Annotated in this window: 13 protein-coding genes; 6 read left to right on the forward strand and 7 right to left on the reverse strand. The window is 59.3% G+C overall.

Translation table 11 applies throughout. The features are described from left to right. The first annotated feature begins 54 nt into the window (after nt 1-54). Nucleotides 55-1,002 carry an L-threonylcarbamoyladenylate synthase gene (locus QZ487_RS02495; RefSeq protein WP_296023190.1) on the forward strand — a complete coding sequence of 316 codons (948 nt, stop codon included), beginning with the start codon at nt 55-57 and terminating at the stop codon, nt 1,000-1,002. On the opposite strand, the gene QZ487_RS02500 is transcribed toward QZ487_RS02495, so the two are convergent. The 5 genes from QZ487_RS02500 to QZ487_RS02520 form a co-directional block, all read right to left on the reverse strand. Next, nucleotides 1,003-1,353, reverse strand: a complete 351-nt coding sequence (locus QZ487_RS02500; protein ID WP_285976198.1) for a hypothetical protein — start codon at nt 1,351-1,353, stop codon at nt 1,003-1,005. It lies immediately after the preceding gene. A 193-nt stretch (nt 1,354-1,546) separates the two neighbouring features. Then, on the reverse strand, nt 1,547-2,080 hold the full coding sequence (locus QZ487_RS02505) for a CarD family transcriptional regulator (RefSeq protein WP_285976199.1): 534 nt from the start codon (nt 2,078-2,080) through the stop codon (nt 1,547-1,549). Between the two features lie 269 nt (nt 2,081-2,349). Then, on the reverse strand, nt 2,350-2,688 hold the full coding sequence (gene fdxA / locus QZ487_RS02510; protein WP_285976200.1) for a ferredoxin FdxA: 339 nt from the start codon (nt 2,686-2,688) through the stop codon (nt 2,350-2,352). Beyond that, nucleotides 2,685-2,996: a S4 domain-containing protein gene (locus QZ487_RS02515; protein ID WP_285976201.1), complete on the reverse strand. Its 312-nt coding sequence runs from the start codon at nt 2,994-2,996 to the stop codon at nt 2,685-2,687. The genes fdxA and QZ487_RS02515 overlap by 4 nt, the downstream gene beginning before the upstream one ends. 23 nt (nt 2,997-3,019) lie before the next feature. After that, entirely contained in the window at nt 3,020-5,647 is a 2,628-nt protein-coding gene (locus QZ487_RS02520; RefSeq protein WP_296023192.1) for a helicase-related protein, read from the reverse strand. 221 nt (nt 5,648-5,868) lie between these two features. Here QZ487_RS02520 and QZ487_RS02525 point away from each other — a divergent pair, with 221 nt between their 5' ends. From QZ487_RS02525 to QZ487_RS02545, 5 genes are read left to right on the forward strand one after another with little or no spacing between them, the layout of a single operon-like run. Next, entirely contained in the window at nt 5,869-7,515 is a 1,647-nt protein-coding gene (locus QZ487_RS02525) for a M23 family metallopeptidase (RefSeq protein ID WP_296023193.1), read from the forward strand. A gap of 54 nt (nt 7,516-7,569) precedes the next feature. Beyond that, entirely contained in the window at nt 7,570-8,565 is a 996-nt protein-coding gene (gene hemB / locus QZ487_RS02530) for a porphobilinogen synthase (protein ID WP_285976204.1), read from the forward strand. A gap of 1 nt (nt 8,566) precedes the next feature. Continuing rightward, nucleotides 8,567-9,127, forward strand: coding sequence for a GNAT family N-acetyltransferase (locus tag QZ487_RS02535; RefSeq protein WP_296023195.1), 561 nt, complete (start codon nt 8,567-8,569; stop codon nt 9,125-9,127). Then, nucleotides 9,120-9,674: a GNAT family N-acetyltransferase gene (locus QZ487_RS02540; protein WP_296023196.1), complete on the forward strand. Its 555-nt coding sequence runs from the start codon at nt 9,120-9,122 to the stop codon at nt 9,672-9,674. The genes QZ487_RS02535 and QZ487_RS02540 overlap by 8 nt, the downstream gene beginning before the upstream one ends. Further along, a complete protein-coding gene (locus QZ487_RS02545) occupies nt 9,674-10,240 on the forward strand; it encodes a gamma carbonic anhydrase family protein (RefSeq protein ID WP_285976207.1) in 567 nt (188 codons plus the stop codon). The genes QZ487_RS02540 and QZ487_RS02545 overlap by 1 nt, the downstream gene beginning before the upstream one ends. A gap of 8 nt (nt 10,241-10,248) precedes the next feature. On the opposite strand, the gene QZ487_RS02550 is transcribed toward QZ487_RS02545, so the two are convergent. Both QZ487_RS02550 and clpA read right to left on the reverse strand, forming a co-directional pair. Then, complete coding sequence (locus tag QZ487_RS02550; protein ID WP_296023197.1) at nt 10,249-12,306, reverse strand: S9 family peptidase; 2,058 nt, start codon at nt 12,304-12,306, stop codon at nt 10,249-10,251. A gap of 77 nt (nt 12,307-12,383) precedes the next feature. Continuing rightward, the gene (gene clpA / locus QZ487_RS02555; protein WP_296023198.1) at nt 12,384-14,789 is read right to left on the reverse strand and encodes an ATP-dependent Clp protease ATP-binding subunit ClpA; all 2,406 of its coding nucleotides are present in this window, start codon (nt 14,787-14,789) and stop codon (nt 12,384-12,386) included. Nucleotides 14,790-14,867 lie beyond the last annotated feature (78 nt).

The following is a 14,867-nucleotide window of genomic DNA, read 5'->3' on the forward strand; positions in this document are numbered from 1 at the left end:
CCTTTTGTTCGGGAATCTCTTGGCAATTTGCAGTACCCCCTATAGCGGGCAGGCATGGCCGGTAACAAGAACGCTACGGAAGTGCTGCGTGCCGATGCGCAAGGCATCGCGCGTGCGGCTGCGATTCTGGAACGTGGCGGGCTTGTAGCGGTTCCCACCGAGACGGTTTACGGGCTGGCGGCGCGAGCAGACAGCCCTGATGCTGTGGCTAAGATTTACCAAGCCAAGGGGCGGCCCGGCTTCAATCCGCTGATTGTCCACGTGACCGGCGCTGAGCAAGCGGGGCGTTACGCGGCGGTCAATCCGAAAGCGCGCGAGCTTATAGATGCATACTGGCCGGGCCCGCTGACTTTGGTGTTGCCAATTCGCGCGGACTGCGGACTTGCACCTGCTGTTACGGCTGGACTGCCCACATTGGCGCTGCGCGCGCCAGCGCACCCCGTGATGTGTGAACTGCTGGGGGTGCTCGACTTTCCAATGGCAGCACCGTCAGCCAATCGCAGCGGATACATCAGCCCGACCAGCGCTCAACATGTGCTTGAAACGCTGGACGGGCGGATTGATGCGGTGATTGACGGGGGGGTATGCGAAGCAGGTTTGGAGTCGACAATTCTGGCGGTGCGAGCAGATGGTTCGCTAGACGAATTGCGTCCGGGCCCCATCCGGATCAATGGCCTGCATGGCACATTCAGTGAAAGGGCTGATGCGAGTATTGAGGCCCCGGGCCAACTCGCCAGCCACTATGCGCCGGGCAAGCCGCTGCGGTTGAACGCAGACGCCGCTGATGCAGGCGAATTCCTGATCGGGTTCGGCGGAATTTCGGGCGATTGCACGCTTTCGGCCTCGGGTGATCTCGATGAAGCCGCCACGCGGCTGTATGATTGCCTGCATCAGGCTGCAGCCAGCGAGCACCCCCGGATTGCCATAGTGCAAATACCCAATGAGGGCATTGGCGAAGCCATCAATGATCGATTGCGGCGCGCAGCCACCCCGGCCGGGTAGTCAATTTCCTACGGGCGTTGCAGCAGCTTCGCCCAGCGCCGGATTACTTTCCAGCAGCGCCTGAATTTCGGAATGGATGTCACGCGCTTCGCCACATGCGCGTTCGCTCCCGTCGCGGCAATCTTCCAATCGGTCTTCATAGCGCCGGTTAAGCTTGCCGAGCTCTTCTTCGGCCTTGCGAAGCTCGCGTCCGCGCTTTTCGTCGGCTTCGGATTGGCTGGTGGTCGCCAGATCGACGCCCTTGCTCGCGACACGCACAGGTGCCGTCACTACATCAGCCGCCGCTTTGACGAGGCATCCGCCAAGCAGAGATGAGGAAAGGGTTAGGGCCATAAGATAAAGACCACGCATGAGGGGGCGTCTCACACGCGCTCGATCGAATGTCTAGCAAAAGCTGGCCGCGCTTGCGGCTAAGCGCGCTGCATTCCGTATTACCGATGCAATACACGAAGGGACACAGTTCAACCGCACAACGGCAAAGGGCCACCCTTGCGAGCAGCCCTTTGTCGGTCCAGATATGCGATTGGTCGATGAACCTTGCGGATCAATCTTCCTCATCTGTCTCGTAATATTGCGGCGCATGGGTGCGTAGCACGTCGAGGATTTTCTCAAGCGCAGTCGGCTCGTCAGTTTCGTCCATCGCCGCCAGTTCGCGAGCGAGCCGGCTGGAGGCCGCTTCAAAGATCTGGCGCTCCGAATAACTTTGCTCGGGCTGATCTTCGGGGCGGAACAGATCGCGTGTTACCTCAGCGATCAATACGATCTCGCCGGAGTTGATCTTCGCTTCGTATTCCTGCGCGCGGCGTGACCACATTGTGCGCTTGACCTTGGGCTTGCCTTTCAGCGTTTCCATAGCCTCTTTCAAGGTCGTGTCAGACGACAGCTTGCGCATGCCGATTGATTCTACCTTGTTGGTAGGAACGCGCAGGGTCATGCGTTCCTTCTCGAAGCGCAGTACATAGAGTTCGAGCTGCATCCCGGCGATTTCTTCATTCTGAAGCTCGATAACACGGCCAACACCGTGCTTGGGATAAACAACATAGTCGCCTACACTAAAGGCGAGGGCCTCGTTTGCCATGCAAAATCCTTTCTACTGGCACGATCCAAACAGGCAGTCGAAGGAACCTGATCGGGCCTGCCGGGGCAGGCGCCGCGTTGGTGCCTATCGATGTTTGCTGTTGGCCGAGCCTTCCTATTTTCACCCGAGCGCCGGGACCAATCCGGCGTGGTTGATCAATTGTGTAACACAATTGGAACAAAATTACGAGTCGCAACCTATTCGGTGCGAAACACGCGCATATCTGGCCGGATTGTCAGGTTTTCAGCAGCCAGGGCACTGATCGCGAATCAGTCGCCCTCGCCGGGGGCTTCAGTGAAATATTTTTCAAACTTGCCCTCTTCACCCTTGTGATCATCGGCGTCAGCGGGCGGCTCTTTCTGACTGGTGATATTGGGCCATTCCGCAGAAAACTTGGTGTTGAGCTCGAGCCATTTTTCGAGGCCGTCTTCTGTGTCAGGCAGGATCGCTTCAGCGGGGCATTCCGGCTCACACACGCCGCAATCGATGCATTCGGAGGGATTGATGACGAGCATATTCTCGCCCTCATAGAAGCAATCGACAGGGCAAACTTCAACGCAATCGGTGTATTTGCATTTGATGCAGGCCTCGGTGACGACATAGGTCATGTGGCGGAATTCCCTTGCAGATTATGTTGCACTTTCGCTGCTAGTGGTTTTTCGCCGCTCCGGTCAAGCTCCCGATAATGAGAGCGGGCCTTTTCAGGCGAGCCGCGTTGTTCGGGCAGCTCGAGAACCTCGATTATCTTGACCTGAGTGCCAAGCATGAAGGTAAGCACGTCTCCGACGCGGATCTCCTCGCTGGTGCGGGTAATGTGCCGGCCATTGTGGCGCATGTGTCCGGCATCGACCATGACAGAGGCGCGGCTGCGTGTACGTGCAATGCGTAAATAGACCAGCAGGCGGTCGATTCGCATGCCTCTGCAGGCACCTTCGCCCATTAACCGAGCAAATCCCTCAGCGCATCGAACGCGCCGCTTGCCCGGGCAGGTTCATGAGCGGGCTTGCGCGGTGGTTGGGCGCTGCGGACTTGTGGCTTGCCCTGATTGCTGCTGCGCTTACCGCGCTTACCCTGCTCCCCGCGATTGTGCTGCGTCCGCCGTTGCGGATTTCCGCCCAGGCGTCTCGGGCGCCAATTCCAACTATCGGGCGTGGCCGGGCCTGATACCCCCTCGGCCAGCGCTGGTGCAGCAAAGCGCTTGAACCCTGCGCTTCCAAGCAAGCGCAGCACATTGTCTGCTTCAAGCCCGATCGAGATTGGCAATGCCGTGTCAAAGAAGAAACGCTTAGGCGGTTTGCCGCCTTCAGGCGTTGCCTTGGCGCGCGCATCGAACGCGGCGCGCACAATCTTCTCCGCCAGATCGACGCGGATCATCTGTGACCCGGCGGGGCGGTATCCGGCTGGTGCTTGTTTCACATCTTTGAGCACTGGCAACATCGCTTCGTTCAGCGGCTGCTTGTCTACCCCGAGCGCGTGCAGCAGCTGACGGGGTGCGGGTTTGAGCAAAGCATGTGCGAATATATCAAGCGCGCCGAATACCACACCCAGCTTGCGCAGAAAGGGGCGCATTTCCTTGGGCAGATGCTGCAAGCCCGCATCTTCGCGCGTCACCACCCCGTGGCCGGCAATAACGGTGTGCAATAAAGCGCGCGCCTCTGACCCGGCGGCCGGGTCCTGAGCGGCCGCAGCCAGCTTGCGCAAGGGCTCGAGTGGCTCAAGTCTTATGTCCAACCAGTTCTGCAAAGCCGCCTCAAAACTGAGCCGCGATGCCTCCGGCAGCGCGCTCAATTCGCGCACAAATGCAATTCGGGCGGTTCCGAAGTCGTCGCTCAGCTCGATAGTGGCCAGCTTGTGCTCGCCCCACAGAATCGCGCCATTGCCGATCGTCAACTCGCCTATGCCGTCACCGGCAAGCCATTGGGCACGCTGCGCCAACAGCGCCGGCAAAGCCTTTTCACCCGCAGCGAGCAACATCTTGCGATCGGCAACTGTCGCATCCGGTGCGACCGCAAACCGAAAGCCGTCCAGCCGACCAATCAGCTCACCGTCGACTGTAAGCGTGCCATCAGGGGCGAGTTCGACCGGCAATGCACTTCCATCCTGGCCCAGCGATTTCATCAAAAGCGACGTCCTTCGGTTTACAAATCTCTCTGTCAGCCGCGCATGCAGCGCATCCGACAGTTTGGCTTCGACTGCGCGCGCGCGAGCAAACATCTCGTCACGCGCCAATACCCAGTCCGGCCGCTGGCAGATATAGGCCCAAGTTCGGATCGCGGCTATCCTTCCTTGCAAAGTGTCGATGTCTCCCTGCATGCGATCAAGCTCTGCAATGCGTGCGGCGACAAAATCGGCGCCGAGATAGCCTTCGCGAAGATCCTGCCACAATCTTTTGACGAAACTGGCATGGACGCCCGCACCCACGGAGCGGAAATCGGGCAGCGAACAGGCTTCCCAGAACCGGCGGACAGATCCGGCACCCTTAACGCTGTCAGCAATCGGATCTTCAGACAGCCGTTTCAAGACGGCCAAGTCGATCGCTTCCGGTGCGGGCCGAAGCTCTGGCTCATCAGGCTTCATTTCCAGGTCGGCGATCAGGGTTGCGAGATTGTCGAATCGTGGCTCGGCCTCGCGCCAGAACAAATGCGTCAATGGCGCGAAGCGATGCTCTTCGATCGCATAGATCTCTTCATCGGTGAATTCGGCGGGCGTGCCCTTGCCATCGCGCATGCCCGAGAGCGCTCCGAAAGTGCCGTCGCGCTGATGCCGCCCGGCGCGGCCTGCAATTTGCCCCATTTCGGCAGGGGTCAGTCGGCGTTTGTGTTTGCCATCGAATTTTGAGAGGCCCGCAAAGGCAACATGGTGCAAATCGAGGTTCAATCCCATGCCGATTGCGTCGGTGGCGACGATGTAATCAACCTCACCATTCTGGAACAATTCAACCTGCTTGTTTCGGGTTTCCGGTGAAAGCGCTCCCATCACCACTGCGGCCCCGCCTCTGAACCTGCGCAAAGCCTCTGCCATGGCGTAAACCTGGTCGGTGCCGAATGCGACGACCGCGCTGCGTGGCGGTAGCCGCGACAATTTGCAGCTTCCGGCGTGGCTGAGCGTCGAAAAACGAGGTCGCTCGACCATTTCCGCGCGCGGAATAAGTTTTCTGACCAGGGGTTCGAGCGTTGTCGAGCCGAGAATCATGGTTTCCTCGCGGCCGCGCGCGTTGAGCAAGCGATCTGTAAAGATATGCCCGCGTTCCGGGTCAGCGCCGATCTGCGCTTCATCGAGTGCCACGAAGGCGTGCAGACCGTCTTTCCCCGCTCCCAGCCGATCCATGGCCTCCGCGGTGCAGCAGAAGTACCGCGCGTCGGGCGGTTCAATCCGTTCTTCACCGGTGATCAGGGCGACCGCCTTGTCACCTTTGATTGCACGAACCCGATCATAGACTTCGCGCGCCAGCAACCGCAGCGGAAATCCCATCATGCCCGAGGAATGTCCGCACATCCGTTCGATCGCCAAATGGGTTTTGCCGGTATTGGTGGGCCCGAGAACCGCCTTGATGGTGCTGTCGCTCACAATGCCTTTAGTGGCATCGCGCGCGGGCCGCGGCAACCGCCTGATGCCCACGCCGTGCCGCTTCTCAACACTTCGTCGCCTTGGGGACTCATCTGGTCGATGATTAAGGCGCAATTTACTTTGATCTGCGAGAAATCTTCGCCAATAAACCGAAAAGGGACGTTCGATTGGGATGTAGCGCTGTTTTGGCGCCAGCTGGGAGTTGAGATCAATTGGATCACATGCGCGACATGGGCAGCGGTGATGACAAGCCACTGGGCGATCCGTCCTTAGGCGCGTTCGATCCTGAAGAGCCGATGCTTGACTTCGGTGAAGCCGGTTCTGCTCGTGCGTCACGTAAGTCGTCAGACAATGCCAAAATCGTCTTGAAGCGTGTCAGTGGTTGGCGATCTCGCTATGAAGAATGGCGCGATGAAACTTCGCGCAAGCTAGAGCGGGTAGATCTTGCTCCCGACCTGGCGCAGAATATCGGAAGCGGAACCTGGTTTCGCGGTCTTGGCACGATGCTTGGCCTAGGCGCGGTCGCGCTATTGTTGTGGCCAGACTTCGCGCCGCTCGAGGCAAGGCCTGCCATGGAGCTGGACGAAGTGGCGCTGGACGAATTTCGCAGCCACATGATCATGCCGTTGGCGCTTGGCGCTGACAGCGGCCGCCAGATGGGCGCCGGGCCCAAGGTCCGCGCGCTTGAGGCCGCACCAGAACGCCCACAGATAGAGCTGGTCGCGACATTGGGCCGCGGAGACAGTTTTGACCGCATGCTTCAACGTGCCGGATTGAGCTCTGCCGATGCGTCACGCGTGCAGGAGCTGATCGGCGGCGCCATCGAGATGGAAGAGCTCACTGCCGGCACCCGCTTTGACATTGTGCTGGGTCGCCGCGTGGCAGAGGGCACACCTCGGCCACTCGATGAGTTGTCCTTTCGGGCCAAGTTCGATCTTGAGCTGCGGGTAGAGAACAACGATGGCCGGCTGTCTTTGCGTCGCAACACCATTCGAGTCGATGATACGCCGCTGCGCATTCGCGGCACTGTCGGGCAGAGCTTGTACCGTTCAGCGCGCGCCGCAGGCGCACCTGCTAGCGCGGTGCAGGATTTCATCAAGGCGCTGGATGGCCAGATTGACCTCAACCGCAGCGTCCGTTCGACCGACGAGTTCGACATGATTGTTGCTTACCGCCGCGCCGCAACGGGTGAGCGGCAGGCAGGCCAGGTGCTCTATGCCGGGATCGAGCGCGATGGTGAACCCAAGACGCAGCTGATGCGCTGGGGAGAGGATGGCATTTTTTATGAAGCATCCGGCGTTGGCGAGCAGCGAAACGGATTGATCGCGCCTGTACCGGGCGGGATCACATCCGGCTTCGGGATGCGTCGCCACCCGATACTGGGGTATCGCCGCATGCATTCGGGCATCGATTTCCGCGCCCGCCATGGCACGCCCATCGTTGCTGTCTCGGACGCGCGAGTGAGTGCGGCGGGGCGAATGGGTGGTTGCGGCAATGCGGTGCGGCTCGATCACGGCAATGGGCTGTCGACCCGCTACTGCCATATGAGCCGGATCGCCGCCAGCCGCGGGGAAAGTGTTCGCCGCGGTCAGGTTATCGGCTATGTCGGATCAACCGGCCTTTCGACCGGCCCGCATTTGCACTACGAGATGTATCGGGGGGGGCGCGCGATAGATCCGCGGGGAGTGCGTTTTGTCCGCCGCGCTCAGCTTGAGGGCCGTGAATTGGTCGATTTCCGGGCCGCCTTGGCGCGACTTAAAGAGGTTGAGCCGGGCGCCGCTCTGGCGGATCTTGAAATCCGCCCTGAAGAAGTGGCGGAACCGGAGCGTGAGATCGAAAAGCTCGATAATCCGCTTCAAGTCAGCTGAGGCAGGGCGTTGATAGATTGCTAAGCGATAGATAATGCGGCAACACTCTGGCCTATGAGTGGATCGTACCCGAATGTGCGCATGCGGCGCACCCGAGCCAGCGGCTGGGCCCGCAATATGTATCGCGAAACCGTGATGACACCTGCGGACCTGATCTGGCCGCTGTTCGTCACTGAAGGTAGCGGTGTGGAAGAGCCGATCGCAACGCTTCCCGGCGTATCGCGTTGGTCGATTGACGGTATCGCGGCCCGTGCGAGGGAGGCGGTCGAGCTGGGCATTCCGTGTGTTGCGCTGTTCCCTAACACGCCCGCGGACAAACGCAGCGATGATGGGGCAGAGGCGCTCAACCCGGACAATCTGATGTGCCGAGCGATCAAAGCAATCCGTGATGCTTGCGGCAGCGATATCGGCATCCTCACCGATGTCGCGCTCGATCCTTATACGGCGCACGGGCAAGACGGGCTAATCGATGCCGCAGGGTATGTCGTCAATGACGACACTGTAGCCGTGCTCGTCGATCAATCGCTCAATCAGGCAGAGGCAGGCGCGGACATCATCGCGCCATCAGACATGATGGATGGCCGGGTGCATGCGATTCGCTTGGCGCTGGAGATGAACGGGCACCCAAATGTCCAGATCATGAGCTATGCTGCCAAATACGCCAGCGCATTCTACGGCCCGTTTCGCGATGCGGTGGGTTCAAGTGGGCTGCTCAAAGGCGACAAGAAAACCTACCAGATGGATCCGGCCAATAGCGACGAAGCGCTGCGCGAAGTTGCGCTGGACATTGCGGAAGGCGCCGACAGTGTGATGGTGAAGCCCGGCCTTGCCTATCTGGATATTATCTACCGCGTGAAGCAGGAGTTTGGCATTCCCGTGTTCGCCTATCAGGTGAGCGGCGAATATGCGATGATCGAGGCCGCGCAGGCTGCCGGTATCGGGGACCGTGATGCGTTGCTGATGGAAAAACTGATCGCCTTCAAGCGCGCCGGTTGCAGCGGAGTGCTGACCTATCATGCGCCGGTGGCTGCGCGCATTCTCAATTGCTGACATGAACGAAGGATTCCAGCACGAAACCGAGCGGTTGATCCTACGCGATTGGCGCGAGGACGATTGGCTCCCGTTTTGGGAAGGCACCAATACGCCCAATGTGATGCGCTGGCTTGGCGGGGTGTGCGACGCGGAAAAGCGGCAGGCAGCGCAGGACCGGCTTTTGTCCTACACTCTGGACCACGGGCACACCTTCTGGTGTGTCGAGCGCAAGGATGACGGTGCCATTCTGGGTTTTTGCGGGCTCAAGCGCTGCAATCAGAATGGCGGCCCGATCGGTATGATGGAGGTCGGGTGGCGGTTGAGAGAAGACGCCTGGGGCAAAGGCTATGCCAAGGAAGCAGCGGTTGCGTCGCTTGATCTGGCTTTTGAACGTTTCGGCGCGGATGAAGTGATTGCGCTGACCGTTCAAGGTAATGCGCCAAGTTGGGGGCTGATGATCAAGCTCGGCATGGTGCGGCGCGAAGACCTTGATTTCGAGAACGCCGATTTCACGCCCGATACTCCCCTGATCATCGTCTACTCGATTGATCGTGCAAGCCGGGAAGCGCAGCATGCCTGATATCGTAATCGAAACCGAGCGGTTGATTCTGCGCAAGATCGAGGAAAGCGATGCGGCGCTTCAGTATGAATTGCTCAACACGCCAGCCGTGATGGAATGTTTGGGCGGCGTCAAAGAGCTCCACGAGATCGAAGCGAAGCACGCCAAATCAATGAGCTGGTTTGCACGTGAAGGCTTTGGTTTCATGATGTTGATCGAGAAGTCGACCGGAGAGCTGGTTGGCCATTGCGGGATGAAGCGGGTCGACAATCCGCTCGCGCCCAACGTGGGTGATCACGAGATCGGCTGGCTGGTGCGCGAGGACCGCTGGCGGCACGGTTATGCCAATGAATCCATGCGCGCGGTGATCAATTGGGCGTTTGACAGTATTGGCGTGCCATATCTCGTTGCGATCACGAGTGAGCGCAACGAGGCCAGCTGGCGTTTCATGGAGAAGCTGGGCATGGAGCGTCGCAAGGATCTCGACTTTGATGACCCTGCGTACGATCCGCGTGATAACCCGGCGATACAATATTCGCTTTCAAGAGAGCAGTGGGAGACAAAATAATGTTCCGGCCCGGCGTAAACATCATCCCGATCCACGGTAAAGTGCCGCATATTCATGACACCGCTTTTATCGCTCCAGGCTGCACCATCATCGGCGATGTCACGATCGGCGCGGAGAGCTCGATCTGGTACAATTGTGTGTTGCGCGCCGATGTCAGCCGGATCGAGATCGGGCAGCGGACCAATATCCAGGATGGCACGGTATGTCATTGCGACCCGCCGCGCCCTGGTGATGAAGAGGGCTCACCTCTGATCATAGGTGATGACGTACTGATCGGGCATATGGCGATGGTGCATGGGTGCACGATCAAAGACCGCGGCTTTGTGGGCCTTGGCGCAATCGCCATGAACAAGGCTGTGATCGGCCATGATGCCATGCTGGCGGCGGGCGCGATGCTGACCGAAGGCAAGGTGATGGAAGACCGTATGCTGTGGGCGGGGCGCCCGGCCAAGCCTATGAGAGAGCTATCCGATGCTGCGATTGCCGGCATGCGGATGGGCGTGGCGCACTATGCCGAGAATGCCAAGCACCACGCTATCGCGGTTTTTGAAGCCGGACTGAAATAGCCGCTTGGCTAGTCAGATTTTTCGTCTTTCCGGTACTTTTCAAACCATTTTATCACCGAATCGGTTTTCGTGGCCAGCTGGCTGGGTGACATTGTCAAATCGCCATGGCTCCCGCCCGGCGTCACCAGCAACGCAGTGTCGACGCCGAGAACTTGCAGCGCGCCGTAGAATTGTTCGGCTTCGCTGCGGGGGGTGCGGTAATCCTCTGCAGCAACCAGGACCAGTGTCGGCGTCTTGATGTTAGCGGCTGCGGCCAGTGGAGAACGGCGCCAATAGTCGTCAGCGCGTTCCCATGGCTGCCCCTTCATCCAGTACTTGCCGAAGAAGGCATAGCCATCGCTCATCAATGCCATGCTGGTCCAGTTGATAACCGGCTTGTTCGAAGCTGCCGCCGCAAAGCGATCGGTCTGGCCCACGATCCACGCGGTCAGGATGCCGCCGCCCGAACCGCCTGTAACAAACAGGTTCTCAGGATCGGCGTAACCCGCAGCGATTGCAGCATCGACTGCGGCCATCAGCTCATCATGGTTCGAGATTGGGTAATTACCTTCGATCCGGTCAGCGAAGGCGTGGCCGTATCCGGTCGAGCCACCGGGGTTGGTAAAGAGTGTTGCATACCCTGCGCTGCCATAAAGCTGATAGTCGGTGCTGAAATGCGCACCATATGCCGCGTAGGGACCACCATGAATTTCCAGCACCAGCGGCACGCGCGTGCCCGGCTCGTAATCGGGCGGCAGGGTGATCCAACTAGGGATTTTGGTTCCATCCGCGGCTGTGACATCCAACTCGATCGTCTGGCCCAGCGTCTTTCCTGAAAGCCAGGTTTCATTGAGCGCGGTCAGTTGGCGCGGATTGCGTCCGGCCAACACAGAGACATCGGTCGGCCGTGTCGCGCTGCCAGACGTAAAGGCCAGCGTGCCCCTGCTGGACACGCTCCATTCGCCGCCCACATAGGGCCGGGAATATCCCGGCGTTGCGACCCGTGCATTCAGGCGATCAACATTGCCTGTGAGCGATATCTTTGCGACGCGGTAAACACCCTCATCCTCGAAACCGGCGTAAAGCCCGCCATCGGTCCATTCCAGACTGTCAAACCCGCGATCAAAACCGGCCGCCACGCGACGCTTGCCGGAACCATCGCGGTTCATCACGTAAAGCTCGGCTTGCTGATACGCCATCGCGCGATCATCGAACCCTAGGTAAGCGATCTGGGTTCCGTCGGGGGAGATTTGCGGTGCGAAATCCGGACCATCGCGTGTGGTCAGGGCGTTGATATCGCCCGATGCCAGATCGATCGCGTAGATCTCGCTGTCGACCCCGGCCAACTCCCAATCGTCATCGCGATTTCCGCTGATCAGGATCGTCTTTCCATCTGGCGACCACTCCAAAGCACCCGAGTGGTGCCGGTCTCCACTTGTCAACTGGCGCGGTGCGCCGCCCTTTGCCGAAACAACGAAGATCTGCGTGAAGCCCGGTTTGAGATAGCCCCCGCCATCGATGCGGTACGTTACCGCGTCTGTGATGCTTGGTGGCGCCTTCCATTCCGCACCCTCGGGCTTGGCGGGTGCGCTGCCCAGGCTAAGCGGCTTTCCGGGCACGCGTGCGGTGTAAGCGATCTGGCTACCGTCGGGTGACCAACTGATGCCGCCGGGGCCCTCGGGCAAAGCCGTGATGTTCGCAGCAACACCGCTGTTCATCCACCGAACATGCAACTCGGGTCCGCCGCCGCTCTTGGTCGAGATATAGGCCAGGCGCAATCCGTCGGGTGACCAGCGCGGGCTGAAATGCGCGCCTGCGCCCGTTACCAATGGAGTCTCTGCGCCGCTTGCAAGTTCGATCAACCAGATCGAGCGCACAGCGCTGTCGGTCATAATATCATTCGCCATGCGGACATAGGCAATCTGGCGGCCATCAGGGCTGATCTGTGGGTCGGTTGCGATTGTCAGGTTGAACAGATCCGCACCGGTGAAGTGCGCAGGTGGTGCCTCGGCCTGATCGTCGGCTGCCAGCGTAATGGCGGGAATCGCCAGCAACGCTGCGGCAGCGAAAATTTTAAGTGAACGCATGATGAGGGGCCCCTTGGTCGCAAGAACTAAGGGGCGCACTCATGCACATCTGCGGACTTAATGCCAGCGAAGAAAGGTTACGATTTGTCGTCCTTGCCGCCGTCCGCGCCACTACCGGCATCGGCGTCAGGTTTCTTGCTTGGCGAAGCCTTCCTTGCAGCCGGCTTCTTCTTGGCAGCGGGCTTGCGCTTCGGCTTGGCTTTGGGCGGCGCGGGCGTCAGCTCGAAATTCGGTTTGCCGTCCTTTATCGTGACATGCACTTCGCCGCCTTCGACAAGTTTGCCGAACAACAGCTCTTCCGCCAGAGGTTGCTTGATCCGATCCTGCAACAAGCGGCCCATGGGGCGGGCGCCGTAGAGCTTGTCATAGCCCTTGTCGGCCAGCCAGCCGCGCGCATCTTTGTCAAACTGGATGTGCACGTTCTGCTCGGCAAGCTGCAATTCAAGCTGCAAGATGAACTTGTCGACCACGCGGGCGACCGTACTCTTGCCCAGATAGGCAAAGGGCACAATCGCATCGAGACGATTGCGGAATTCAGGGGTGAACATTTTCTTCACCGCTTCATCGCTCGCGTCTTCCTTCGACACATCGCCAAAGCCGATGCCCTGGGTTGCCATCATAGCTGCACCGGCATTGGTGGTCATGATCAGCACAACATTGCGGAAGTCGACAGTCTTGCCGTGGTGGTCGGTCAGACGGCCATTGTCCATCACCTGCAGCAGGATGTTGAACAGATCGGGGTGCGCCTTCTCGATCTCGTCGAGCAGCAGCACGCAATGCGGGTTCTGGTCGATCGCATCGGTCAGCAATCCGCCCTGATCGTATCCGACATAGCCCGGAGGCGCGCCGATCAAGCGCGAAACGCTGTGGCGCTCCATATATTCGGACATATCGAAGCGTTTCAGCTCGATGCCCATGATGCTGGCGAGCTGGCGCGCGACTTCGGTCTTGCCGACCCCGGTCGGGCCGGAGAACAGGAACGAACCAATCGGCTTGTCCGGATCGCGCAGGCCAGCGCGTGACAGCTTCATCGCAGTTGAAAGCCGATGGATCGCTTCATCCTGACCAAACACGACGTGCTTCAGATCACGCTCAAGGTTCTCGAGCGCTTTCTTGTCATCCTTGCTGACCGATTTCGGCGGGATGCGCGCCATTGTCGCAATGACGGACTCGATCTCTCGTGCGGTGATCTTCTTTTTGCGGCGGCTGGGAGGGACCAGCATCTGCATCGCGCCAACTTCATCGATCACATCGATCGCCTTGTCGGGCAATTTGCGATCGTTAATGTAGCGCGCCGACAGCTCGACCGCTGTCTTCAATGCGTCCGGTGTGTATTTGACCTTGTGGTGATCTTCGAATGCGGTCTTCAGACCTTTCAGGATCTTGATCGTCTCATCAATGGTCGGCTCGTTCACATCAATTTTCTGGAACCGACGCAGCAACGCGCGGTCCTTTTCAAAGTGATTGCGAAATTCCTTGTAGGTTGTGGAGCCCACGCAGCGGATCGCGCCTGAAGACAAAGCCGGCTTCAACAGGTTGGAAGCATCCATCGCACCGCCGCTGGTTGCACCAGCGCCGATGACCGTGTGGATTTCGTCAATGAACAGGATCGCGTCGGGCATCTGTTCAAGCTCTGCCACGACCTGCTTCAAGCGTTCTTCAAAATCACCGCGATAACGCGTGCCAGCGAGCAGCGCGCCCATATCGAGCGAGTAGATCACTGCATCCAGCAGCACTTCGGGAACGTCGCCTTCGACGATCTTGCGGGCCAGGCCTTCTGCAATCGCGGTTTTACCCACGCCCGGATCGCCGACGTAAAGCGGATTGTTCTTGCTGCGGCGGCACAGGATCTGGATCGTACGGTCCACTTCCGGTCCGCGACCGATCAGCGGATCTACCTTGCCGGCCTCAGCCTTGGCGTTAAGGTTAACGGTAAACTGGTCGAGCGCGGTTTCTTTCTTTGCACCGCCCTCTTTGGCTTCTGCTGCGCCATCCTGTTGTGGCTCTTCCGATCCAGCCACACCTTTGCTTTCAAGCTGCCGTCCGCCTTTGCCAATACCATGGCTGATATAGCTAACCGCATCCAGCCGGCTCATATCCTGCTGCTGCAGGAAGTAGACGGCGTAGGAATCGCGTTCACTGAACAGCGCCACCAGCACATTCGCGCCGGTTACAGTGTCTTTGCCAGATGATTGCACATGCAGGATCGCGCGCTGGATCACTCTCTGGAAACCCGCGGTTGGCTGTGGATCAGCGCCATCTTCGGTCTTCAGCGACTGGTATTCCTGGTCGAGATATTGCTTCACGACTTCGCCCAGCTCGGCCAGATCCACCCCGCAAGCGGCCATGACTTGCGCTGCATCTTCATCATCAATCAGCGCGAGCAGCAAATGCTCCAGCGTGGCATATTCATGCCGACGCTCGGATGCGTTTCCGAGGGCATTGTGCAGCGTTCTTTCGAGGTTCTGGGCAAAACTTGGCATGTGAGCACTCTATAGTGGGGGTGGGCACCTCTCCCTTGAAGGAGAGAGTGAATTGATGTGGTTAAGCAAACCTAGGCG

This window comes from uncultured Altererythrobacter sp. (genome assembly GCF_913057185.1).
Taxonomy (GTDB): domain Bacteria; phylum Pseudomonadota; class Alphaproteobacteria; order Sphingomonadales; family Sphingomonadaceae; genus Erythrobacter; species Erythrobacter rubellus.

What these genes read in the sequence shown, in the direction of transcription:
- QZ487_RS02495 (WP_296023190.1), top strand. Translation starts at nt 55, where the DNA reads ATGGCCGGTAACAAGAACGCTACGGAAGTGCTGCGTGCCGATGCGCAA.
- QZ487_RS02500 (WP_285976198.1), bottom strand. Translation starts at nt 1,353, where the DNA reads ATGCGTGGTCTTTATCTTATGGCCCTAACCCTTTCCTCATCTCTGCTT.
- QZ487_RS02505 (WP_285976199.1), bottom strand. Translation starts at nt 2,080, where the DNA reads ATGGCAAACGAGGCCCTCGCCTTTAGTGTAGGCGACTATGTTGTTTAT.
- fdxA (WP_285976200.1), bottom strand. Translation starts at nt 2,688, where the DNA reads ATGACCTATGTCGTCACCGAGGCCTGCATCAAATGCAAATACACCGAT.
- QZ487_RS02515 (WP_285976201.1), bottom strand. Translation starts at nt 2,996, where the DNA reads ATGCGAATCGACCGCCTGCTGGTCTATTTACGCATTGCACGTACACGC.
- QZ487_RS02525 (WP_296023193.1), top strand. Translation starts at nt 5,869, where the DNA reads ATGCGCGACATGGGCAGCGGTGATGACAAGCCACTGGGCGATCCGTCC.
- hemB (WP_285976204.1), top strand. Translation starts at nt 7,570, where the DNA reads ATGAGTGGATCGTACCCGAATGTGCGCATGCGGCGCACCCGAGCCAGC.
- QZ487_RS02535 (WP_296023195.1), top strand. Translation starts at nt 8,567, where the DNA reads ATGAACGAAGGATTCCAGCACGAAACCGAGCGGTTGATCCTACGCGAT.
- QZ487_RS02540 (WP_296023196.1), top strand. Translation starts at nt 9,120, where the DNA reads ATGCCTGATATCGTAATCGAAACCGAGCGGTTGATTCTGCGCAAGATC.
- QZ487_RS02545 (WP_285976207.1), top strand. Translation starts at nt 9,674, where the DNA reads ATGTTCCGGCCCGGCGTAAACATCATCCCGATCCACGGTAAAGTGCCG.
- QZ487_RS02550 (WP_296023197.1), bottom strand. Translation starts at nt 12,306, where the DNA reads ATGCGTTCACTTAAAATTTTCGCTGCCGCAGCGTTGCTGGCGATTCCC.
- clpA (WP_296023198.1), bottom strand. Translation starts at nt 14,789, where the DNA reads ATGCCAAGTTTTGCCCAGAACCTCGAAAGAACGCTGCACAATGCCCTC.